The 20,980-nt window shown below is 70.5% G+C and carries 20 protein-coding genes; 10 read left to right on the forward strand and 10 right to left on the reverse strand.

All coding sequences use genetic code 11. The features are described from left to right. Positions 1 to 12: 12 nt before the first annotated feature. Genes ABZX12_RS38330 through ABZX12_RS38340 form a run of 3 tightly spaced genes read left to right on the forward strand, consistent with a single transcriptional unit; the run spans position 13 to position 2,393 of the window. Positions 13 to 780 (forward strand): DUF4118 domain-containing protein, encoded by a 768-nt coding sequence (locus tag ABZX12_RS38330; protein ID WP_355700372.1) that lies wholly within the window; start codon positions 13 to 15, stop codon positions 778 to 780. Positions 781 to 836: 56 nt separating this feature from the next. Beyond that, a complete protein-coding gene (locus ABZX12_RS38335; RefSeq protein WP_355700373.1) occupies positions 837 to 1,523 on the forward strand; it encodes a hypothetical protein in 687 nt (228 codons plus the stop codon). Between the two features lie 42 nt (positions 1,524 to 1,565). Next, on the forward strand, positions 1,566 to 2,393 hold the full coding sequence (locus ABZX12_RS38340) for a Bax inhibitor-1/YccA family protein (protein WP_355700374.1): 828 nt from the start codon (positions 1,566 to 1,568) through the stop codon (positions 2,391 to 2,393). Between the two features lie 73 nt (positions 2,394 to 2,466). Here ABZX12_RS38340 and ABZX12_RS38345 read toward each other — a convergent pair whose 3' ends face one another. After that, positions 2,467 to 3,657, reverse strand: coding sequence for a cation:proton antiporter (locus ABZX12_RS38345; protein ID WP_355700375.1), 1,191 nt, complete (start codon positions 3,655 to 3,657; stop codon positions 2,467 to 2,469). A gap of 111 nt (positions 3,658 to 3,768) precedes the next feature. Here ABZX12_RS38345 and ABZX12_RS38350 point away from each other — a divergent pair, with 111 nt between their 5' ends. Further along, the gene (locus ABZX12_RS38350) at positions 3,769 to 4,851 is read left to right on the forward strand and encodes a VOC family protein (protein WP_355700376.1); all 1,083 of its coding nucleotides are present in this window, start codon (positions 3,769 to 3,771) and stop codon (positions 4,849 to 4,851) included. A 34-nt stretch (positions 4,852 to 4,885) separates the two neighbouring features. On the opposite strand, the gene ABZX12_RS38355 is transcribed toward ABZX12_RS38350, so the two are convergent. Together ABZX12_RS38355 and ABZX12_RS38360 are read right to left on the reverse strand one after the other, a co-directional pair. Continuing rightward, positions 4,886 to 5,116 carry a DUF4287 domain-containing protein gene (locus ABZX12_RS38355; RefSeq protein WP_355477090.1) on the reverse strand — a complete coding sequence of 77 codons (231 nt, stop codon included), beginning with the start codon at positions 5,114 to 5,116 and terminating at the stop codon, positions 4,886 to 4,888. A gap of 115 nt (positions 5,117 to 5,231) precedes the next feature. Then, a complete protein-coding gene (locus ABZX12_RS38360; RefSeq protein WP_355700377.1) occupies positions 5,232 to 6,248 on the reverse strand; it encodes an SGNH/GDSL hydrolase family protein in 1,017 nt (338 codons plus the stop codon). Between the two features lie 77 nt (positions 6,249 to 6,325). Between ABZX12_RS38360 and ABZX12_RS38365 the strand changes: the two genes are divergently transcribed. Further along, positions 6,326 to 7,699 (forward strand): cystathionine beta-synthase, encoded by a 1,374-nt coding sequence (locus ABZX12_RS38365; protein ID WP_355700378.1) that lies wholly within the window; start codon positions 6,326 to 6,328, stop codon positions 7,697 to 7,699. A 216-nt stretch (positions 7,700 to 7,915) separates the two neighbouring features. Here ABZX12_RS38365 and ABZX12_RS38370 read toward each other — a convergent pair whose 3' ends face one another. Together ABZX12_RS38370 and ABZX12_RS38375 are read right to left on the reverse strand one after the other, a co-directional pair. Further along, positions 7,916 to 9,367: an NAD(P)/FAD-dependent oxidoreductase gene (locus tag ABZX12_RS38370; RefSeq protein ID WP_355700379.1), complete on the reverse strand. Its 1,452-nt coding sequence runs from the start codon at positions 9,365 to 9,367 to the stop codon at positions 7,916 to 7,918. Between the two features lie 50 nt (positions 9,368 to 9,417). After that, on the reverse strand, positions 9,418 to 10,644 hold the full coding sequence (locus ABZX12_RS38375; RefSeq protein WP_355700380.1) for a lactate racemase domain-containing protein: 1,227 nt from the start codon (positions 10,642 to 10,644) through the stop codon (positions 9,418 to 9,420). Between the two features lie 182 nt (positions 10,645 to 10,826). On the opposite strand from ABZX12_RS38375, the gene ABZX12_RS38380 reads away from it, so the two are divergent. Further along, a complete protein-coding gene (locus ABZX12_RS38380; RefSeq protein ID WP_355700381.1) occupies positions 10,827 to 12,206 on the forward strand; it encodes an FAD-binding oxidoreductase in 1,380 nt (459 codons plus the stop codon). Here the strand turns inward: ABZX12_RS38380 and ABZX12_RS38385 are convergent. Beyond that, positions 12,172 to 12,915 carry a hypothetical protein gene (locus ABZX12_RS38385; protein ID WP_355700382.1) on the reverse strand — a complete coding sequence of 248 codons (744 nt, stop codon included), beginning with the start codon at positions 12,913 to 12,915 and terminating at the stop codon, positions 12,172 to 12,174. The two genes, ABZX12_RS38380 and ABZX12_RS38385, sit on opposite strands and share 35 nt — an antisense overlap. 18 nt (positions 12,916 to 12,933) lie before the next feature. On the opposite strand from ABZX12_RS38385, the gene ABZX12_RS38390 reads away from it, so the two are divergent. Genes ABZX12_RS38390 through ABZX12_RS38400 form a run of 3 tightly spaced genes read left to right on the forward strand, consistent with a single transcriptional unit; the run spans position 12,934 to position 15,719 of the window. Continuing rightward, entirely contained in the window at positions 12,934 to 13,413 is a 480-nt protein-coding gene (locus ABZX12_RS38390) for an NUDIX domain-containing protein (protein ID WP_355700383.1), read from the forward strand. Positions 13,414 to 13,434: 21 nt separating this feature from the next. Further along, the gene (gene add / locus ABZX12_RS38395; protein ID WP_355700384.1) at positions 13,435 to 14,472 is read left to right on the forward strand and encodes an adenosine deaminase; all 1,038 of its coding nucleotides are present in this window, start codon (positions 13,435 to 13,437) and stop codon (positions 14,470 to 14,472) included. Positions 14,473 to 14,525: 53 nt separating this feature from the next. Beyond that, complete coding sequence (locus tag ABZX12_RS38400) at positions 14,526 to 15,719, forward strand: MFS transporter (RefSeq protein WP_355700385.1); 1,194 nt, start codon at positions 14,526 to 14,528, stop codon at positions 15,717 to 15,719. On the opposite strand, the gene ABZX12_RS38405 is transcribed toward ABZX12_RS38400, so the two are convergent. Continuing rightward, the gene (locus ABZX12_RS38405) at positions 15,716 to 16,591 is read right to left on the reverse strand and encodes an NAD(P)H-binding protein (protein WP_355700386.1); all 876 of its coding nucleotides are present in this window, start codon (positions 16,589 to 16,591) and stop codon (positions 15,716 to 15,718) included. The genes ABZX12_RS38400 and ABZX12_RS38405 overlap by 4 nt on opposite strands. A gap of 101 nt (positions 16,592 to 16,692) precedes the next feature. Between ABZX12_RS38405 and ABZX12_RS38410 the strand changes: the two genes are divergently transcribed. Further along, positions 16,693 to 17,538 carry an AAC(3) family N-acetyltransferase gene (locus ABZX12_RS38410; protein WP_355700387.1) on the forward strand — a complete coding sequence of 282 codons (846 nt, stop codon included), beginning with the start codon at positions 16,693 to 16,695 and terminating at the stop codon, positions 17,536 to 17,538. 27 nt (positions 17,539 to 17,565) lie between these two features. Here the strand turns inward: ABZX12_RS38410 and ABZX12_RS38415 are convergent, their stop codons facing one another. The 3 genes from ABZX12_RS38415 to ABZX12_RS38425 all read right to left on the reverse strand — a co-directional run bounded on the left by ABZX12_RS38415 (position 17,566) and on the right by ABZX12_RS38425 (position 20,938). After that, positions 17,566 to 18,594 carry an NADPH:quinone reductase gene (locus tag ABZX12_RS38415; RefSeq protein WP_355700388.1) on the reverse strand — a complete coding sequence of 343 codons (1,029 nt, stop codon included), beginning with the start codon at positions 18,592 to 18,594 and terminating at the stop codon, positions 17,566 to 17,568. 10 nt (positions 18,595 to 18,604) lie between these two features. After that, the gene (locus ABZX12_RS38420; RefSeq protein ID WP_355700389.1) at positions 18,605 to 19,111 is read right to left on the reverse strand and encodes a GNAT family N-acetyltransferase; all 507 of its coding nucleotides are present in this window, start codon (positions 19,109 to 19,111) and stop codon (positions 18,605 to 18,607) included. A 90-nt stretch (positions 19,112 to 19,201) separates the two neighbouring features. Next, complete coding sequence (locus ABZX12_RS38425) at positions 19,202 to 20,938, reverse strand: sialidase family protein (protein WP_355700390.1); 1,737 nt, start codon at positions 20,936 to 20,938, stop codon at positions 19,202 to 19,204. Positions 20,939 to 20,980: the final 42 nt, after the last annotated feature.

Below are 20,980 nucleotides of genomic sequence, written 5' to 3' on the forward strand. Positions count from 1 at the left end.
TGGTGTGGGGGTGTGAGCATCAATGGAGGCGTGGAGAGATACCGCAACTGGGTGCTGGCCGGATCAGTTCTCGTTCCGCCAGGGGTCTGTGCGCTGCTCGCGCCGTTCCGGGGCAGTTTCGACAATGCGAACGCCGCTTTGCTCCTGGTGGTCGTCGTGGTCGCGGTCGCCGCGTTCGGTCTCCGGCTGCCGGGGGCGCTCGCGGCGGTGTCGAGCGCGGTGTGGTTCGACTTCTTCCTGACCGTGCCGTACGACACCTTCACGATCAACAGCCGGGACGACGTCGAGCAGACCGTCTTGTTGCTGGTGATCGGCGGTCTCGTGACCGAGATCGCGATCTGGGGCCGCAGGCAACAGGCGAAGGCGTCCCGGAACCATGGTTACCTGGACGGCGTGATCACCACCTCGCAGGCGGTCGCGGCCGGCGCCTCGGCCGACGACCTGATCGACCAGGTGCGCGCCGAACTTGTCGCCGTCCTGGGGATCGACGGTGCGAAGTTCGTTGCCGGCGGCCAGCAGACGCGGGCGCCGCAGCTGAACGCGGACGGCTCCGTGACGCGTGGCTCGCACGTCCTCAGGGTCGAACGCGACGGTCTGCCGACCAACTCCGAGATCGAACTCGCCGTCCAGTACGCCGGCGAGTCACGCGGCCGCTTCCTCTTGACGGCCGCCTCCCGGATCGCCCGCCCCGACCTGGAGCAACGCCTGGTGGCAGTAGCCCTCGCGGACCAGGTAGGCGCCGCGCTCACGACGCAGGAACCCATCCGTCCCCACCTCTGACCGTCCTGCGGGAGCACCTCGTGTAACGCCCCCGGCCGCCGGGCGATGATCCGCGTGTGAACGATCAGGATTTCGCCTTCCGCGTCGGTGAGTTGGCCACGAGAATCGGCTATTCGATTCCCTCCATCGACTGGACGGCCGACAAGAAGTACTGCGCCCGCGGCATCATGCTGGACCCGAACGGCGCCTTCGGTGAGACGCTGCACGTCTACCGCGGTGTCGAGCAGAGCATGCCTGTGCACGTGCAGGATTTCCTCATCGCCCAGGAGTTCACGCAGGCGCGGCTCGGGGCCTGGCGGCAGCGGCGCCGGCTGCAGTGGGCGATGACAGCCCTCGCGATTGTGCTCGGTTTCGTCGCTGTCGGCAGGGCGGTCCGATGGACCGACTCGTACTTCGTGGGGTTCTTGATCGGCTGCACCGGCGCATATCTGGTCTGGGCCGGGGTCCGGTTGGTGGTCTCCGCGGTCTGGTCGCGGTGGATGACCCGGCGGTGCGACCCGCGGCTGGTCGAGCTGCTCGGCCGGGACGAGGTGATGTCGGCGCTCAGGTGGTGGGTCGATTCCGGGTGGCGGCCGTCGGTTCGCTGGCTGCTCGGCGGGGCGGTGCCGACGCCCGCGGGAACGGCTGCGCCGGCTGGGTACATCGGTAACCGATTGAATTCCGCAACTTCGCGGTATTTTCCGCGGTTTTTGGTGGGGGAACAGCAGGGGGATTCTCAGATGTTGTTAAGGGTGGGACCGTAGTATCTCGATACGGCCCCGGATGTGGGTCATCAGGAGGAAGAGATGCAGAGCAGTAACCCGGTGCTGAACCGGTCGAGTGCGTTCGCGCCTGGCCAGGGCCAGGCCTATCCGGGGGCCGCTCCGTACGGTCAGCCGGGCCCCTACGGTTACGGCGGATCGGGTATGCCGCCGCAGCAGTACCAGGGGGCTCCGGCCGCGAGCCGCCCCATGACGCTGGACGACGTGATCGTGAAGACCGCGATCACCCTGGGCGTGGTCGTGGCGGCTGCCGCGTTCGCCTGGTATGCGATTCCGGACTCGGTGGTGACGCCGGTGTTCCTGGCCGGCGCGCTGGTCGGGTTCGCGCTCGCCATGGTGCTGTCGTTCGCCCGCACGGTGAACCCGGCGCTGCTGATGGCGTACGCCGTGGCCGAGGGCGTGTTCCTCGGGATCGGCAGCAAGTTCATCGCCGGCTGGGTCGGTGATTCCAGCATCATCGTGCAGGCCGTGCTGGCCACGATGGTGACGGCCGGTCTGACGCTGGCGACGTACAAGTACTTCGCGATCAAGGTGACGCCGAAGTTCACCAAGATGGTCATCATCGGTACGGCGGGCTTCGCCGGCGTGCTGCTGGTCAACTTCGTGCTCAGCCTGTTCGGGGTCAGCACCGGGATCAGCGGCATGGGCCCGATGGGTCTGCTGTTCGCCGCGCTCGGCGCCGGCCTGGCGGTGTTCAACCTGATCCTCGACTTCGACATGGTCGAGCAGGGTGTCCGCCACGGCGCCCCGCAGAGCGAGGCCTGGCGGGCCGCGTTCGGCCTGACGGTCACGCTGGTCTGGCTGTACTGGAACATCCTGCGGATCCTCGCCATCCTCCGCGGTGGCGACTGACAGCAGGTGCTGAACAACGGAAGGGCCGGTCCAGGTGGGCCGGTCCTTCCGGCGTTCTGACCCGAACCGTGGGTCAGCCGGTGGAGCCAGGTTCCGACGGCCGCCGGTCCAACGGCCCTATCGCCGCCTTCCTCGCGACCAGGCCCTGCCGGACGGCGATACCGCCGGCGACCGCGCTGACCGCGATCGTCACCAGCGCGCCGAGGATCAGCGCGGACGATTCACCCGGCTGCAGCACGTGCAACGACGTACCGACCGTGGCCGCGGCCACCGGGACACCGAGCTGGGCCGACGCCAGCGCACCCATGCTCAGCGGTTGCCGGGTGAGCATCCCGGACAGGTGACTGATCACGGCTCCGACGCCGAGCCCCGCGCCGACGGCGATGAACTCGGGTCTCGTGCCGAGCTCCCGCAGGTCCAGTGACGCCCCGAGCCACACGAAGAACACCGGACCGAGAAACCCTTCGGTCAGCGCGAACAGCTGCCGGGCCAGCCGCCGCGGCTCCCCGACCGCCGCCACCGCGAGGCCGAGGACGAAGCCGGCCAGCATGATCGACACGTGCGCCGCGGTGGCCAGACCGGCCAGCGCGAACAGCACCACCAGGCTGACCCGCAGCTCGACCGCGAACCGCCGGTCCTCGGAGACGGTGTGGACCCGATGCCGGACACCGGACCGCTCCGCCCTGTCCAGCAGGAAGAACACCACCACCCCGGCCGCGATGACCGCGAGCGCACCGAGCGCCGCCCGGCCCGCGTGCGGCGGATCGATGGCGAGTGGCAGCGCCACGATGCAGGTGGCGTCGGCGATCGCGACCTGGGGCAGTAGTTCGATCACCGGCCGGCCACCGAGCCCGAGCGAGTCGATGATCGGCAAGATCAGCGCGGCGGACGACGACGCCATCAGGACGGCGTACAGCGCCACGTGGCCGGTGCCGAACACCGCGTCGAGCACGAAGGCGAGAGCGGTCGCGAGAGCGCCGGTGAGGACCGCGCGGAGCAGTCCGGGGCCGATCGCCCGCCGCAGGCTCTCGTCACGGACCGGGACGTGAGTGCCGGCCACGAACATCACCAGGCCGAACCCGATATCGGCGAGGAACGCGAACCGGGCGTCGGACGCGGTCAGATAGCCGATGCCGGTCCTGCCCAGCAGGACGCCGGCGGTCAGCTCGCCGAGCACGACCGGAACGTGCCAGCCGCGGCGCAACGCCAGCGCCGGTCCCAGCAGGCCGACCGCGACGACGACCGCCAGCATGGTGAAGCTCATCGCGCAGCCCCTTCCACAGACCGTCATTGTGCATCCGCGAGGTCACGGATCGGCGAGCGCGCGCGAGGTTCCGGACGCGCGCCGTCCGGTTTTGGCTCTACCGTGATCAGCATGACTGCTGTCTGGTACGACGCTCGCTCGCACGCCGCCGGCGCGGCGCTGGCCGCGGCCCTCCCGGCAACCGTCGACGTGGACGTGCGGGCGACCGGCGTCCGCGTGCACACGGACGCCCTGCGGGAGGTCGATGCCACGGCCGCCGAGCTGGGACTGACGGCGGATCCGGCGGCGGTCCAGACCCTGCGGTTCGGTCTGGATGCGGCCGATCCGATGGCTGTGCGCTCGTTCTGGGAGCCCGTGCTCGGGTACCGGCGGGCAGGCGCCGGCTGTCTCGAGGACCCGCTCCGGCGGGACCCGTCCTTCGCGGTACGACGGCTCGACGAGGCGCGGCCGTTGCGCAACCGGATCCATGTGGATGTGGTGCGACCGGCGGCCGAGGTGACGCGAGCACGGGCGGGTCGCGAACCGACCGGCCCGTTCGGTGTGATGCTCGCCGACGACGAGGGCAACGAGGCCGACCTGGTGCCGGGGGATCCGCTGCCGGGGACGACCGACTGGTACGCGCTGTTCGGCGCGATGACGTTCTACCCGCAGGCGCCGGCGCGGTTCGTGACGAGCGTGGCAGAGCTGGCCGATGCCGCGGGCCTGCCGCTGCTGATCGACGTACGACCGGAAGGCGTGGTCCTCGACAGCGCGAAGGATGCGTGGGAGGACGGCAGCGGGGGAGCGGATCCGGCGTTCGTCGCGCTGGCACGGCGGATCGAGTCCGCGGCGGAGGACTTCGGGTTGCGGGCGGATCCCGCGCCGCTGCGGTTCGTGCAGTTCGGCATCGACGCGCTCGACGTACCGGCGATCCGCGCGTTCTGGATGCGGTTGCTCGGCTACCGGCCCGACCCGCGGCCGGACGTCACCGACATCTACGATCCGCGCCGGCTGAATCCGGTGCTGTTCTTCCAGCAGCTGCAGGAACCTCGGCCGCAACGCAACCGGATCCGGTTCGAGCTCGCCGTACCGGACCCGGAGGACAGGATCGCGGCGGCGGGTGGGCGGGTGCTGTCCGAGAAGCCTTACCTGGTGGCCGATCCGGAGGGCAACGAGGTGGTCCTCGGAGCGCCGAAGACCCGCCCCTCCACCTGAAAGGGCAGGTCTTCGAATTCTTCTCCTTTGCGGCTCAGCCCATTCGCCGGTGCGCCTTGACGAGGTCGTACTCGTGGACGATGGCGGTAGCGTGCCCGTGCGCGAGCGTGTACTCGCCGGCAAGCCATCTCACTCTGTCGTCGAAGCGCAGGAACGACGGTCCGTCGTTCATCAGCTGGAACCACTCGGTCATTGCGCGTCCGGTGCATCTGGGCACGGCCTCCACCAAACGCCGATGCGTCTCCTCGGAGTGGTTCAAGCCCATCTTCGCCTCCCGTCATCGGGGTACCGCGTAGTTATCGACTGTGCACCACCCGGCCGTCCGGAGGCAAGACTCCCGACATGAAAGTCCCCGCTCAGCGGACGCACAGGTCCGGAACCTACTGACCCACCGGCACTGCGCCGGCCGGCTCGTCCACGCGGTCGACCTCGGCCTTCGGATGACGGCGGCGGTGGCGGAGCGCGGCCCACCGGCCCCGCGGACCGCGGGAGCGCCCGCCGACCTCGGTCGCCGCGACCTCGGTGCCGGCCTGGCGCGCGGCCTGCACGGCGGCTTCCGCGATCGGCAGGATCGCCTCGCCGCGGAACGGTTCCGGGTGCACGAACGACTCGGTGCCGACCCCCATCGCGGCCGCCATCGACGGCAGCAGCGCCGCCGACGCGGCGGCGTACCCGGTGGCCGAGGGGTGGAAGTTGTCCCGGCCCCACATCGACGGGTTGGTCCGGAACACCTCGCCGAGCAGTGATCCGAGCGACACCGACCGGCCGCCCGCCTCGACCACCGCGATCGTCTGCGCGGCGGCCAGCCGGTGGCTCATCGATCGGGCGACCCACCGCAGCGGCGGCACGATCGGCCGGACCACTCCCAGGTCCGGGCAGGTCCCCACCACCACCTCGCAGTTCGCGGCGCGCAACCGGCGGACCGCGGGAGAAAGCAGCCGGACCGATGTCGACGGCGGCATCTTGGCCTTCACGTCGTTCGCGCCGATCAGGATCACCGCGATGTGCGGCCCGGCCTGCAGCGCGGCGTCGACCTGCGCGGCCAGATCGGTCGACTTCGCGCCGGTCTTGGAGACGTCGACCAGGCGGACCGGCCGTTCGGCCAGCTCGGCCAGCCCGGAGGCGAGCAGCACCCCGGGGGTCTCGTCCGGCGAGTCGGTGCCGTACCCCGCGGCGCTCGAGTCGCCGAGCATGGCGAACGTGATCGGATGTCCTGGATACCGGCCGTACAGACCGTTGCCCGGAGTCGGGTAGTAGCGCATCGGTCCGATCACGCGTTTCGCATACTCGGCCTCAGCGGTCAGTACGCCGTACAACGTGGCACCGATGAGTCCGAGTCCCCCGCCCCCGAAAGCTGCGGCCTGGGCCAGCTTCTTGGCTGCCCTGGCTCTACTCATAAGTACAAGGATTACACGCAGTTACGTCGATGCAAGTGAAAATAGGGCAAAGCGCTCCGTATCACTACAGTAAAGATGTGCGCTACGCAGAATCTCTCCTGGACCTCGTCGGCAACACCCCGCTGGTGAGGCTGTCCAAGACCACCGACGGTGCCAAGCCGCTGGTGCTCGCCAAAGTCGAGTACTTCAACCCCGGCGGCTCGGTGAAGGACCGGATCGCGGTCCGGATGATCGAGGCCGCGGAGGCCTCCGGCGAGCTCAAGCCCGGCGGCACGATCGTCGAGCCGACCTCCGGCAACACCGGTGTCGGCCTGGCGATGGTCGCCCAGCAGAAGGGCTACAAGTGCGTCTTCGTCTGCCCGGACAAGGTCAGCGAGGACAAGCGCAACGTCCTGAAGGCGTACGGCGCGGAGGTCGTGGTCTGCCCGACCGCGGTCGCTCCCGAGCACCCGGACTCCTACTACAACGTCTCCGACCGGCTGGTCCGCGAGATCGAGGGCGCCTGGAAGCCGAACCAGTACGCGAACCAGAACAACCCGCGCTCGCACTACGAGACCACCGGCCCGGAGATCTGGGAGCAGACCGAGGGCAGGATCACGCACTTCGTCGCGGGCGTCGGCACCGGCGGCACGATCAGCGGCACCGGGAAGTACCTGAAGGAGGTCTCCGGCGGGAAGGTGCAGATCATCGGCGCCGACCCGGAGGGCTCGGTGTACTCCGGCGGTACCGGCCGGCCGTACCTGGTCGAGGGCGTCGGTGAGGACTTCTGGCCCGAGACGTACGACCGCGACATCTGCGACCGCGTCATCGAGGTCTCCGACGCCGACTCGTTCGCGCTCACCCGGCGGCTGGCCCGCGAGGAGGCGATGCTGGTCGGCGGTTCGGCCGGAATGGCCGCCGCGGCCGCGATTCGGCTCGCGCACGAGCTCGACGACCCGGACGCCGTGATCGTGGTCCTGCTGCCGGACGGTGGCCGCGGTTACCTGACCAAGGTGTTCAACGACGACTGGCTGGCGCAGTACGGCTTCCTCGCGCACACCCGGCTGGGAACCACCCTCGGTGACGTGCTGGCCGGCAAGGACGGCAGCCTGCCGCCGCTGGTGCACACCCACCCGCACGAGACGATCGCCGAAGCGGTCGCGATCCTGCGGGAGTACGGCGTGTCGCAGATGCCCGTCGTCCGGGCGGAGCCGCCGGTGATGGCGGCCGAGGTGGCCGGCGCGGTGTCGGAGCGGACGCTGATGGACGCGCTGTACTCCGGCAAGGCGCGGCTGGCCGACATCGTCGAGCAGCACATGGACCCGGCCCTGCCGTCGCTGGGCGCCGGTGAACCGGTCGCCAAGGCGGTCGAGCTGCTCGAGGGTAGGGACGCCCTGATGGTTCTGGACGACGGAAAGCCGGTGGGCGTGCTGACCCGGCAGGACCTACTGGTCCATCTGTCGGCCGACTGACCTCAGCGGTCCACGACTGACGGAATGATGGCGATCAGCGCCGTGATCACGATGCCGATCACGACCACCGCCGCTCCGGCGATCTGAAGGATTTCCATGTCTCAAGAGTCCTTCAGGACCGGCCGGTAGACATCGGTCTCCCGGCCGGTCTTTCGCTCATCCCAAGGTCGTACGCCGGGGCGCCCGGGCTCCTACTGGAGGAGTCCGGGTCGTCCCCTAGTGGACTACTGCGAAGTCGGACGGATCGAGCTTCCTGGTACGCCGCCAGTACGCGAAGGTCCACTCCGGCCAGATCGTGGAGTTCCGCCCGGAGCTGTCCAGGTACCAGCTGGTGCAGCCAGCGTTCCAGACGGTGTCGCCGAGTTCGCCCTGGACCTCGCCGACGAAGCGGTCCTGCACCTCCTCGCGGACCTCGACGTACGTCGCGTTGCGCCGCCGGAGCAGGTGCAGCGCCTGCATCACGTAGCGGGCCTGGGCCTCGATCATGAACACCATCGACGAGTGGCCGAGGAGCGTGTTCGGACCGACCAGCAGGAACAGGTTCGGGTACCCGGCGACCGTGATGCCGAGGTGCGCGCCGACACCGTCGCGCTTCCAGTGCTCGGCGAGGTCGACGCCGTCCTTGCCGAGGATCGGCATCCGGGTCAAGTTGGCCGAGACGTCGAAGCCGGTGCCGAGCACGATCGTGTCGCAAGCCCGCTCGGTGCCGTCGGCGGTGACCACGCCGGTCGGGGTGACGCGCCTGATCGGGTCGGTGATCAGGTCGACGTTCGGCCGGGCCAGGGCCGGGTAGTAGTCGTTCGAGATCAGGATCCGCTTGCAGCCGATCTGGTAGTCCGGGGTCAGCTTCGCCCGCAGTTCCGGGTCGGTGACCTGCTTGTGCAGGTGCCGTTTCGCCTGCAGTTCGAGGCCTTTCATCAGCTTCGGGTTCCCGGCGAAGCCGGCGCCACGGCCCTCGAGACCCCAGTAGATGGCGTTGCGGATGGTGCGCTGACCGAGCGGGAACCGCTCGTGCAGCTTGCGCTCCCAGCCGCCGATCGCGCGGTCCGGCTTCCCGGTGATCCACGGCGGCGTCCGCTGGTACACGTCCAGGTGGGCGACCTGCGGGGCGATCTCCGGCACGAACTGGATCGCCGACGCGCCGGTCCCGATCACGGCGACGTTCTGCCCGTGCAGGTCGACCGAGTGGTCCCACTGCGCCGAGTGGAACGTCGTACCGGCGAAGGAGTCGAGGCCGGGGAGGTCAGGGAGCTTCGGCCGGTGCAGGCTGCCGACGCCGGCGACCAGCGCCTGGGTCTCGATCGTCTCGTCGCCGTTGACCGTGACGGTCCAGTGCCCGGTCGCCTCGTCGAAGGCCGCCTCGGTCACCTCGGCGCCGTACCGGATCTTGTCCGCGATGCCGTACTTGTCCGCGCAGTGCCGCAGGTAGGCGAGGATCTCGTCCCAGGGCGCGAACATCCGCGTCCAGCGCGGGTTCTGCTCGAACGAGAACGAGTAGAGGTACGACGGGATGTCGCACGCGCAGCCCGGGTACGTGTTGTCCCGCCAGGTGCCGCCGAGGTCGTCGGCCTTCTCCAGGATGACGAAGTCCTCGCAACCGGCCCGCTTGAGCTTGATCCCCATGCACAGCCCGGCGAACCCGGACCCGATGATCACGACCTCAGCCATACCGCCCGAGGTTACCGGCCGGTCACCGCGCGGTGGAAGAGGTTCGCCGCCTACGCCTTGAGCCGGTACAGCGTCTCGCCGGCGTTCGGTACGACGAACGTTTCCGGGTCGGCCTCCCACGCGGCGAGGTCGACATCGGCCGGATCGAGGTAGCCGAGGTTGGCGCCACGGACGACGTCCTCGGGGATGCCGGTGGCGAGCGTGACCCGGACCCGGAGGTGCTCGCCGTTGACCGGGTCCCAGGTGCCGGCGCCGCGCAGGTGCGTGGAGTGCGCGAGGACACCCCAGTGCAGATCGCGGAACTTGTCCCACTGGCCGACGAAGTAGTCGCGGCAGTGGTAGCCGATCTCCTCGATCTCGGGGTGCATCGCGGCCAGTTGGGTGACGTGCGGCGCGTACAGGATCACCTCGCCGCCGTCCGCGACGATCGGCTCCACCTTGTAGAAGCCCTTGGCCGCGGTCCAGATGTCGGCGTACTTCGGAGGCATCACCGAGACCACGCGCCGCACCGGGTGGTCGAGGTAGCGGACGTGGGTCTGGGCGGAGATCCCGGCCGCCGCGCGCCAGGACGAGATCGTGTCACCGAACGCGACCGCGTGCAGCGCGTCGGTGCCGGACTGGGCGACCACCGACAGCGCGAGCTTCCTGGCCGGGATCAGCGCGGCGGCCTCGTCGATCAGCGCCCGGACCGGCGTGACACCCGGCGTACCGATGATGTTCGCGCTGGTGATCAGGGCGCCGAGCCAGTGCGAGAAGTCGATGACCTCCTGACCGGCGACGCCGGGGAAGAAGTACTTGTTGCCGCCGGAGAAGCCGACCACCTCGTGCGGGAACACCGGTCCGACGACCAGCGCGACGTCGTGCTCGACGACGGCGCGGTTGAGCTTGACCGGGACCTCGTCGCGCAGCATCTCGCCGGAGATCTCCCCGACCCGGTCCGGACCGATCGTGCCGAGGTCGGCGAACGTCCCGGGCTTCCACCACTCGTGGTTGATCACGTTCGGATAGTCACCGCCGAGGTGCTTGCGCAGTTCGTCCGGCGTCATCTCCGCGTGGGTGCCCAGGGCAACCAAGATCGTGACCTGGCTGTCCTTCAGAGCTTGCGTGACCGCCTTCAGGAGCAGCGGCAGCGGGCAGCTCCGGGTGGCGTCCGGGACGATCACACAGACACTCCGCCCGGCCAGGCCCGCGCCGGCCAGGGCCTCGCCGACGAACGCCGTCACCTCGTCCTCGGTCAGGACCTGACCCGCACCGCCGATCACCGCCGCATCAGTCACCCCTCGACCCTACCGACGGACGGCCGGTGATCACAGACCGTCTCGGGGCGTGATCGCCCGAAAGCCCTTGGTGGACACGCGATCACGTGATGCCGCGGTAAGCGGCCGGGCGTTGACCCCGGCCGGGCCGCGTTGCACGATCGGTGGATCACCTGGGGGAGTGAGCAAGGGGGAGTCCCACCATGTCCGACACGATCGAGCACGCTCGGCCCCACGGGTTCGGGGGTGTGGTGCTGCAGGACGGCGACCCGGCGTACGACGAGGCCCGGACCGTCTTCAACGGGATGATCGACAAGCGGCCGGCGATGATCGCGCAGTGCGAGTCGGCGGCCGACGTCCAGGCGGCGCTGCGGTACGGCGTCGACCGGGAGCTGGAGATCGCGGTCCGCGGCGGCGGTCACGGCGTGGCCGGGACGGCGGTCACCGACGGCGGTCTGGTCGTCGACCTGCGCCGGATGAACAGCGTCGAGGTCGACCCGGAGGCGCGGATCGCCCGGGTCGGCGGCGGCGCGACCTGGGGTGACTTCGACCGGGCGTGCACGCCGTACGCGCTGGCGACGACCGGCGGCCGGGCCTCGACGACCGGCGTCGCCGGGCTCACTCTCGGCGGCGGATCCGGTTGGTTCGAGCGCAAGTGGGGCCTGGCCTGTGACGCGCTGGTCTCGGTCGAGCTGGTGACCGCCGACGGCCGGTTGGTGGTCGCGGACGAGACCAGGAACACCGAGCTGTTCTGGGCCCTGCACGGCGGCGGCGGGAACTTCGGCGTCGCCACGTCGCTGACCTTCCGGCTCCAGTCGTTGCCCACGGCCACACTCGGGTTGCTGCTGTGGCCGGCCGCTGCCGCGCCGCAGGTGCTGCGCGCGTACCGGGACCTGATCGAAGGCGGCGCGCCGGACGAGCTCGGCGGCGCGGCGGTGTACCTGACCGGTCCGCCCGAGGAGTTCGTCCCGGCCCATCTGCAGGGCAAGCTCCTGGCCGGGGTCGCGATGGTCTACGCCGGCGCCGAGGCCGACGCCCGTGAGGTGTTCGCGCCGATGTTCGCGTTGGCTCCGGAGGGCGTCATGGTCGCCGAGATGCCGTACGACGCGGTGCAGTCGGCGCTCGACGATCCGCCGGGGTTCCGCAACTACTGGTCGGCCGAGCACCTGTCCGCGTTCCCGGACGCCGCCGTCGACGCGTTCTGCGACCGGGTCACGGACATGCCGAGTCCTTCACCCTCACAGCAGCTGATTGCGCCCTGGGGCGGCCAGGTCCTGCGGGCCGCCCCCACGTGGCCGCTGCCGCACCGCAAGGCGGCCTGGGTGGTGCACCCGTTCGGCCTCTGGGAGGACGCGGCCGACGACGCGCGCGGGATCCGCTGGGCCCGTGACCTGTGTGCGGACCTGCAGGAGTGGGCCACCGGCTACGTGTACCTGAACTTCATCGGCAACGAGGGGCAGAGCCGCGTGATCGCGGGCTTCGGCGAGGACAACTACCGGCGGCTGGCGCGGGTGAAGTGCGAGTACGACCCCGAGAACGTCTTCCACCTCAATCAGAACATCGAGCCTGGGTGGCCTTGCTGACGCGTGACCACTGCACAGCGACGATGACGGCGTACGCGATCGCGCCGAGCGGGAACGCCCAGAACCGGAAGAACGGAAGCTGGCCGGTGACGGCGGTCGCGGCGAACACCACGCCGAACGCCGTGAGGCCGGCGACCGTTCCCCGGCGGCGGGAGTCGAGCGCGGTGCTCGGCAGCGGGCCCATGTGCCGGTCGAGCACGGCACCGAACGCGCCCAATCCGACGAGCGCGGCGACGAGGAACAAGACGGCACCCGGAAGACCCCCGAAGACGATCGCCGCCGCGTTCAGGAGCGTGAGGAACGCGAACGCGACCGCCATATCCAGCGCCCCGTACACCAGGTGCGATCGGCGGCGGCGGTTGAGGTCGTCGCCGCCGGTCCTGGTCGGGCCGGGGTCGCCGCCGAGCCGCCGTACGGTCAGGATCAGGCCGGTCGCGATCACGACCAGCAGCAGGACGCCGACCACGGACAGCACCACCGAGCGAGTCGTCGACATGTACTGACGGACCTCGTCGCCGGACACGCAGCTCGCCGAGGGCGGGAACCAGCTGGTCCGCGGCACCGCGTCGACGGCGCCGACCTTGCGCGCGCAGTCCTCGCCGGGGTCGTACCAGTTCGGCATCGACAACGTGACGACGGTCGTCCACACCAGCCCGCCGACCAACCCCACCCCGAGCAGGGATCCCGCCCGCCGCCGTACCCAGTCCACCGCCCTACCCTCTCATCCGTGGACTCCTACCTCGCCGGCCTCCGGCGCGACGTCGGTTCCCGGCTGCTGTTGCTGCCGGGCGCACAGGTCCTCGCGATCGACGCGGACGGCCGCATCCTGTTCCAGCGGAGCCGCGACTCCGGCCGGTGGGAGCTTCCCGCGGGCGGTGCCGAGCCGGGCGACAGCTTCCGCCGTACGGCGGCCCGCGAGTTCACCGAGGAGACCGGGCTGGGCGTGGCCGAGGACGATCTGGTGCCGTTCGCCAGCCTGTCGCGCGCCGACGTCCACACCCTGACCTATCCGAACGGCGACGTCGTGCAGTGCTTCGCGCTCTGCTTCGAGACCCGACGCTGGACCGGCACGCTCCGTCCCGACGAGTCCGAGGTCGTCGAAGCCGGCTTCTTCGCGACGCCGCCAGCACCCCTGCACCCACCGACCGAGGTGGTGCTGCGTCTGCACGCCGTCTACCGGGAAACGGGACTCTTCCAGGCTTCTTAGGTTGCCGTCATCATCGCAGGTATGACGACGTTCGACGTGCTGCCCAAGGTGGAGTTGCACTGTCACCTGGAGGGCACGATGCGCCCGGTCACGGTGGTTGAGCTTGCCCGGCGCAACGACGTACCGTTGCCGGTCGCGGAACCCTCGGAGTTGTATCGGTACGACTCCCTGGACGGCTTCCTGCGGGTGTTCTGGCTCGTGCAGTCGACCCTGGTCAGGCCGGAGGACTGGAGCCGGTTGGCCTACGAGTCCGTGGTGGACGGCGCCCGGCACGGAGTCGTGTACCGGGAGGCGTTCTTCACCCCCGCGCGACACCTGGCCGACGGGCAGGACCTGGCGTCGATCGTGGCCGGTCTGGACGAGGGACTGTCCGCGGCTGAGGCGGAGACCGGTGCAAGGTGCTTGCTGATCGCCGACATGGATCGCGCCTTCGGGCCGGCTGCCGGCCTGGACTTGGTCGAACGGCTCGCCGGGCTCCGCAGGTCGGGCGCCCGCGGGATCGAGCGGGTGCTGGGCATCGGGATGGATTCGACGGAGCGGAGCATCGATCCGGCCTCGTACCTGCCGGCCTACCAGGCGGCGCGCGCGGCCGGTTTCCGGCTGACCGCGCACCAGGGCGAGAACTCGCCCGCCTCGGCGATCGCCGCCTGCGTGGACGTCCTCGGCGTCGAGCGCATCGACCACGGCCTGTCGGTCCTGGAAGATCCCGAACTGGTCCGGCGCCTCGCGGACACCCGCATCCCGCTGACGGTGTGCCCGACCTCGAACATCCTGATCGCGAACGCGTTCCCGCGGCTCGAGGACCACAGCTACCCGCAGTTACGCGCCGCTGGTCTGCTCGCGACCGTCAACACCGACGACCCGGCCCTCATCGGCCTCGACCTCGCCGCCGAGTACGCCGCCGTCGCCGCGGCCTTCGGCTACTCGTGGCAGGACATGGCCGGCATCTCCCTCGACGCGCTGGAGGCGAGCTGGCTGGACCCGGAGGAGAAGGCCCGCTTCCGGCAACGCATCACTTTGACCGCCTCCCGCGAGGCCGGTAACGTGCCCCACCCCTAGCGACGACTTTCTGCAGGCGGGTGGGGTTCCCATCCGGTCCTGTGGAGGTTGTCGTGACGAGAGATTTTCGGTGGTTGCTGGTCGGGCAGACGACCAGTCAGTTCGGGGCGCAGGTCAGTGGCGTGGCGATTCCGCTGCTGGCGGTGCTCGGGCTCGGCGCCACGCCGTTCGAGGTCGGCTTGGTGTCCGCGGCCGGGACGGTCGGCTTCGCGCTGATCGGGTTGCCGGCCGGAGTGTGGGTGGATCGCTGCCGTCGGCGGCCGATCCTGGTGGCGAGTGATCTCGCCCGGGCGGGGATGCTCGGCTCGATCCCGGTGGCCGCGTGGCTCGGCGTACTGACGATGACGCAGTTGATCGTGGTGGCGTTGCTGACCGGGTTGGCGCGGGTGTTCTTCGACGTCGGGTACCAGAGCTACCTGCCGTCGGTGGTCGGCAAGGACCGGCTGCTGGCCGGGAATGCTGCCCTGGAGACGGTCCGGGCCTCCGGACAGGTGGCAGGTCCGGGCATCGGCGGCTGGCTCGTGTCCGCGATCGGCGCCGCTTCCGTCGTTCTGGTCCAGGCGGTGACGTTCGTGGTGTCCGCCGTGTCGTTGCTGGCGATCCGCGCCTCGGAGGACGTCGTACGACGGACCTCGTCCGGACTGTGGAGCGAGATCCGGGAAGGGCTCGTGTACGTCGCGCGGCACCGGGTGATCCGGGCGATCGCGGTCAGCAGTGCGATGAACAACGTCGCGTTCGCGGTCGCGTCGGCGGTCAACCTGGTGTTCCTGGTCCGCACGCTGCGGTTGAGCCCGGCGTGGGTCGGGATCCTGCTGGCGGCCGGGTCGGCGACGGCGATGCTCGGAGCGGCAGTGACGCCGCGGCTGGCCCGGCGGTTCGGGTCCGAGCGCATCATCTGGGGCTCGCTCGTCCTCGCCGGCGGGCTCGGACTGCTCGTTCCGCTCGCGCGGCCGGGATGGCTGGTGGCGGTGGCGGTGCTGGGGTTCGCGGCGGGTGAGCTGGGGCAGATCGTGTACGCCATCTCCAGCGTGACGTTGCGGCAGCGGATCGTGCCGGCATACCTTCTGGGCCGCGTGAACGCGACGATGCGGTTCCTGCTGATGGGGCTGTTCCCGCTCGGCGCGCTGCTCGGCGGCGCGGCCGGATCGGCCATCGGCGCGCGCGGCACGCTCTGGATCTCCGGCGGTCTGATCGCACTCTCGTGGGTCCCGGTCTGGCTCGCGCTTTCCCGACCGGCCGGAAACTAGCTCTGGGCTGCCTGTGCGCGGAGGAAGTCGGTCGTCGGGTGCGGGACGATTCCCCTGCTGCGTAAGGGCTCGTCGGTCCACGGCACGTCCTGAAGGGAGAACAGCAGGCCGATGCCGAGTACTGACGCGACGGCCTCGTTCCTTCGGCTGAGGAGTTTGATCGCCGGCCGGGCGACGGCGGCGGGCAGCCGCTGCACCTTGAGCTTGCGCTGCAGGACGTTCTCCGCGAACGCGATCGCTTCGGTGCGGCTGAGCGCCTCCGGTCCGCCGAACTCGATCAGCTCCGGCGGATCGGTCTCCACCGCCACCGCGGCGATCAGCGCCGCGACGTCCGCCGTGCTGACCCAGCGATGCTTGGCGTTCCCGTTGCCGATCACGCCGACCTTGCCGTGGGCGAGATCGAACCGCCCGAGCGGCCCGAGGTGGATCTCCTGGAACGCGTCGGGCCGGACGACGACGTACCGCATCGCGGATCGTCGCAGCCGGTCCTCGACGGCGAGTTTGGCGTGCTCGATCGGTACTCCGAGGCCTGCGTCGACTCCGGCGTACGAGACGTAGACGAACCGCCGGACGCCGGCCTCCTCGGCGGCGTCGACGAGCGCCAGCATGCCGAGCTCGTCGGTCTCCCGGATCGACGGTCCCCGGACACCGGCCAGCAGCCGCCCGATCGCGGTGGCCGTCGCCACCACCGTTTCCGTCCCCGCACACGCTTTCCGCAGGCTCGCGGGATCGGTCAGATCGCCGGTGACCAGCTCGGCCCCGGGAATCCCGCCGGCGGAACGCACCAGGCACCGTACGTCCACCCCACGCTCGACCAGTTGCCGAACGACCTGCCCGCCCAGCTCCCCGGTCCCACCGACCACCAGCATCATGACAACCACCCCACCTCCGACGGTCCACCCTCGGCGGCCGTCCGCGCAACAGTCCGGAAAATGCCAGGCGGACCGGGGGCCGTGGATGGGATATTGCCGGGATGCGCGCAACGCAGGCTGTGACCGGAGCGGATCTCGTCGACGGGCTGCGGAAGCTCGGGCTCGACCGGACGTCCGAGGTGATCGTGCACTCGTCGCTGAGGTCCTTCGGGTACGTCGACGGCGGCGCCGAGGCGGTCTGCGCGGCGCTGACCGAGGTCTGCGGGACCGTGCTGATGCCGGCCGGCACCTGGGACCTCACCGGGATCCCGGCCCCGCCCGGACTGGTCCGCCCGCACAACGCCTACTGGAACGCGGACAGCTGGCCGGACTTCGACCAACGGTTGTCGCAGGCAACCAGTTTCCGTCCAGAGCTCCCGGTCGATCGCTGGCTCGGAACGATTCCGGAAACTTTCCGTCAGACCTGCTCGCCGTTCCGCACCGGACATCCGCTGTTTTCCTACCAGGCCGCCGGTCCGGCCGCCGAGCGGCTCCTCGAAGCCCAGCGCCCCGACTGGCCGCTGGGCCCGATCGAGGCCCTCGACGGCGACGTCCTGCTGCTCGGCGTCTCCCATACCTCGAACACCACGATCCACCTCGCCGAGCAGCAGCTCGGCCGCTCCCGCTTCTACCGGTACGCGAAATCCGCCGACGGCCTGTGGGTCGAGCTCCCGAACATCCCCGGCGACAGCCGCGAGTTCGACGCCATCGAGCCGGCCCTGCGCTCCGCGACGAAGGAAGTCCGGATCGGCCAGGCCCGGGTCCGCCGGATCCCGAAGCAGGCGGTGCTCGCCGCAACCCGCCAACTCGTCGAGAACGACCCCGCCGCACTGCTCTGCACCGACGATCCGGCCTGCCGCTGCGCAGCGGCCTTGCAACAACGCCTGGCGTTCCTCGCCGCAGCGTAGAGCCGGCCTCCCCCTCCGGCCTGCCGGTCAGTCCGGGACGACGTCGATCAGGACCTTGCCGACGATGCTGTCCTCCACGGCAGCGTGGGCGTCCGCGGCGCGCTCGAGTGGGTAGTGGTGCAGCGGCAGTCCGGCTTCCGGGCCGATGCGGACGGCGCCGGCTTCCACGGCGGCGGTGACGTCGGCGAGGGCGCGTGGGCGCCAGGACTCGGGTGCGGTGTAGAGCAGGACGAACTGCCAGCGGGCGTTGGGCACCATCGACGCGCGCACCGGGAGCTCCATCGTCGGGCCGCCGTCGGTCGCGTACACCGCCACCGAGCCGTGCGGGGCGAGCACCGCGGCGTCGATGGCCGCGTTCGCCGCCGGGGACACCTCGACGATCGTGTTCACGCCGCCCGGCGCGATCGCCCGGACCTCGGCGACCACGTCCTGCTGCTTGTAGTCGATGACGTGGTCGGCGCCCGCGAGCCCGGCGAGATTGCCCTTCTCCGGACCGCTCACGGTGGTGAGCACCGTCGCGTCGGACCACCGGGCCAGCTGGATCGCCGCGTTGCCGACCGCCCCGGCGCCGCCGGCCACCAGCACGGTCCGCCCGGCGAGCCTGCCCGGCCCGAGGCGGTCGGGGCCGTCCTCGGTCACGGTCAGGCAGCGGTGGGCGGTCAGGAACGGTACGCCGAGCGAGGCGCCCAGGTCGTACGACGCGTCGTCGGGCAGCGGCATCACGTGCCGCACCGGGACCACGGCGTACTCCTGCGCCGTCCCGCCCGCGGGACGCTGGTACGCGGCCTCCCAGAGCCAGACCCGGCGCCCGGTGAGCGCCACGTCGACCCCCTGGCCGACGGCGTCGACGACACCGGCGCCGTCCTGGTTCGGAACCTGCGCGGGGTGCACCGCCGTACCGGCCTCGTTGCCGCGGCGCGACTTCCAGTCGGTGGGGTTGACGCCCGACCGGTGGATCCGCACCCGGACCTCGCCGGGTCCGACTTCCGTCAGCGGCCTGTCCACGAGGGTCAGGACGTCGGGCTCACCGGTCACGGAGTACTCGATCGCACGCACCCCATCGACGCTACCGCAGTTGTTTGGTGAACATCAGGGTCGCGTCGTCGTCGTTGCGGATCATCTCCATCGGCGCCACCTGGCGGCCGCCGTAGATCAGGCCGCGGCCGTCCGGCAGGTAGCCGCGGCGGACGTACATCCGCTGCGCCTGCCCGTAGTCCGGGTACAGCCCGACCCCGATCCCGACCACCGGCGACCGCTCCGCGACCAGAGCCTCGGCCGCGTCCATCAGCGCGGTCCCGATCCCGCGCCGCCGCAGCTCCGGCAGCACGTTGAAGTCCTGGATCTCCGGGATGCCGCCGAACGGTTCGTACGGCGACTCCCAGCGCACCGTGACATAGCCGGCGTATCCGTTGTCGACCAGGGCGACCAGGATGTCGCGCGTCCCGGCTGCCTGTTCGGCCAGGTACCTCTCGTACTGCGACAAGGGTTTGTTCCAGCCGATCGCGGTCATCGCCCCGGAGATCAGCTCCGGATCGCCGGCCCGCAACGGCCGGATCTGCAGCGCGTCGTTCATCCGGTCAGCCTGGCGGGGCCGGCCGGAGCGCGCAAACGATTTGGCGAGCAGGGGCGCCGCCCGGCGGACGGCGCCCTCGCTCCGCTCGACTTACGGTGTCGGGTCGGGGTAACTGCCGCCGAGGATGTCGGTGTTGCCGAAGGTCGCCGGGCAGGTCGCCAGCACGTTCGGCGCCGGCAACGGGCTCGTCGTGTAGAGCGAGGCCCGGTAGGCGTTGATCGACGCGCAGACGCCCGCTTCGTGGGCGTCGTTCCAGACCGCGACGGCGCGGTCGTTCGTCGCGGCGGCGTACACGTAGTCGCCGAGGAACTCCGAGATCAGCGCGTTCGCACTGCTGCCCCGGGGGTCACCGCCCGGCACACGTTCGAGCGTCGTCCAGCCGGACGGCACGCCGCCGGACACGTTCGCGTGCCGGACCTCGCCGACCAGGCCGCGCGGATCCGTCGTGTTGGCGCGGTACGGCGTCGTGAACGAGTTGTGCACGATGTACAGGTCGCTGCCGTCCGGGGACACCGCGGGCGCGGTGTAGACAGGACGGTCCCCGGCTGTCAGGGCGAGCGGCGCCGGGGTGACCCAGGACGTTCCGCCCCTTGCCGACCAGGTCAGCATCAGCTGCTCGTGGTTCAGGCCTGCCCGGCCGTCGGACCAGGTCATGAAGAGCTCGTCGGTCGCGCCGGCGCCGGTCGGACGGCCGTTCGCGATGTCGACGTTCGGTCCGCCGGCCAGGTCGACGCGGGCGCCGGCGATGCCGTCCATCACGGGGCGACCCTCGACCGGGTCGAAGACGCCGGGCTTGACCACGGGCGCGACCAGGGTCGGCCCGGACCAGTGCGCGCCGCCGTCGGTCGACTTGTACATCAACTGGAAGTTCGTGCCGCTGCGGGCGCCGACGCCGAAGACGTAGACGTTCCCGGTGCTGTCGGTACGGACGACGCAGCCGTCGGCCTGCTGGTTGACGCCGTTGCTGGAGGCCGGTCCGACCTGCTTCGTGATCCAGGTACGGCCGCCGTCGGCCGAGCGTGCCACGGTCAGCGGGATCGGCAGGGCGTTCCCATGGCTGTTGCTGCGGAAGCTGGACCAGCAGGTGTACACATGACCGAAGAACCGGCTGCTCGCCGCGTTGTCGGCGTAGATCTGCTCCTTGTCGGAGAAGGTCGTCGAGGACTGCCTGGAGATGATCACCGGCGCGGTCCAGGCCGAGGCGTTGCCGGCCGCCGCCGCGCGGACGTCGTCGGTGGTCGACACCGCGATCGCCTCGACACCGCGGAACGTCTCCAGCCGTCGGTTGGCGGAGAAGTTCGACGTCAGGTTGGCGTAGTACAACCGCGAGCCGTTGGCCCAGGAGAACGTGCCGTTCGGGCCCGGACGCGGTCCGAACGCGACGGCCGGGTCGCCGTCGGAGACCAGCCCGGCCTCGTAGTAGTGCGGCAGCGTACCGATCGGGCCGACGCGCGGAACGCAGACCGCCGGGCCGAGGCAGTGCCTGGCGGTCCAGCCGGTGTACGTCGGCTGGGTCCAGCTCTGGCCGCTGTCGAACGAGAAGTAGACGCCGGAGACGCCGACGCCGTCGGTGAACGGACAGGTGCTCGGGTCACCCGCCGCGCACGATTCCATGTCGATCTCGTCGTTCACCCCCGCGGCCAGCACCGCCGGATCGTGCGCGTCGATCGCTACCGCAGGCTCGTTCTGCTTGTTCTGCGAGAACGGGGTCGGCGGACTGCCGACCGTCACCTCGGTGGCCGGTGCCGCGTAGGCAGCGACGGCGGCTCCACACAGGGCGGCTGCGAAGGCAGCGACGGAAGCGATGATGAGGCGTGGTCTGCCCATGATCCCTCCCCAGGACCGACCATCGGTCCGGGACCGTTTCCC

Source organism: Kribbella sp. NPDC003505 (genome assembly GCF_040610875.1).
GTDB lineage: Bacteria > Actinomycetota > Actinomycetes > Propionibacteriales > Kribbellaceae > Kribbella.

What these genes read in the sequence shown, in the direction of transcription:
- ABZX12_RS38345 (WP_355700375.1), bottom strand. Translation starts at nt 3,657, where the DNA reads ATGAGCTTCACCATGCTGGCGGTCGTCGTCGCGGTCGGCCTGCTGGGA.
- ABZX12_RS38425 (WP_355700390.1), bottom strand. Translation starts at nt 20,938, where the DNA reads ATGGGCAGACCACGCCTCATCATCGCTTCCGTCGCTGCCTTCGCAGCC.
- add (WP_355700384.1), top strand. Translation starts at nt 13,435, where the DNA reads ATGACGACGTTCGACGTGCTGCCCAAGGTGGAGTTGCACTGTCACCTG.
- ABZX12_RS38405 (WP_355700386.1), bottom strand. Translation starts at nt 16,591, where the DNA reads ATGATGCTGGTGGTCGGTGGGACCGGGGAGCTGGGCGGGCAGGTCGTT.
- ABZX12_RS38410 (WP_355700387.1), top strand. Translation starts at nt 16,693, where the DNA reads ATGCGCGCAACGCAGGCTGTGACCGGAGCGGATCTCGTCGACGGGCTG.
- ABZX12_RS38370 (WP_355700379.1), bottom strand. Translation starts at nt 9,367, where the DNA reads ATGGCTGAGGTCGTGATCATCGGGTCCGGGTTCGCCGGGCTGTGCATG.
- ABZX12_RS38360 (WP_355700377.1), bottom strand. Translation starts at nt 6,248, where the DNA reads ATGAGTAGAGCCAGGGCAGCCAAGAAGCTGGCCCAGGCCGCAGCTTTC.
- ABZX12_RS38340 (WP_355700374.1), top strand. Translation starts at nt 1,566, where the DNA reads ATGCAGAGCAGTAACCCGGTGCTGAACCGGTCGAGTGCGTTCGCGCCT.
- ABZX12_RS38350 (WP_355700376.1), top strand. Translation starts at nt 3,769, where the DNA reads ATGACTGCTGTCTGGTACGACGCTCGCTCGCACGCCGCCGGCGCGGCG.
- ABZX12_RS38420 (WP_355700389.1), bottom strand. Translation starts at nt 19,111, where the DNA reads ATGAACGACGCGCTGCAGATCCGGCCGTTGCGGGCCGGCGATCCGGAG.
- ABZX12_RS38380 (WP_355700381.1), top strand. Translation starts at nt 10,827, where the DNA reads ATGTCCGACACGATCGAGCACGCTCGGCCCCACGGGTTCGGGGGTGTG.
- ABZX12_RS38355 (WP_355477090.1), bottom strand. Translation starts at nt 5,116, where the DNA reads ATGGGCTTGAACCACTCCGAGGAGACGCATCGGCGTTTGGTGGAGGCC.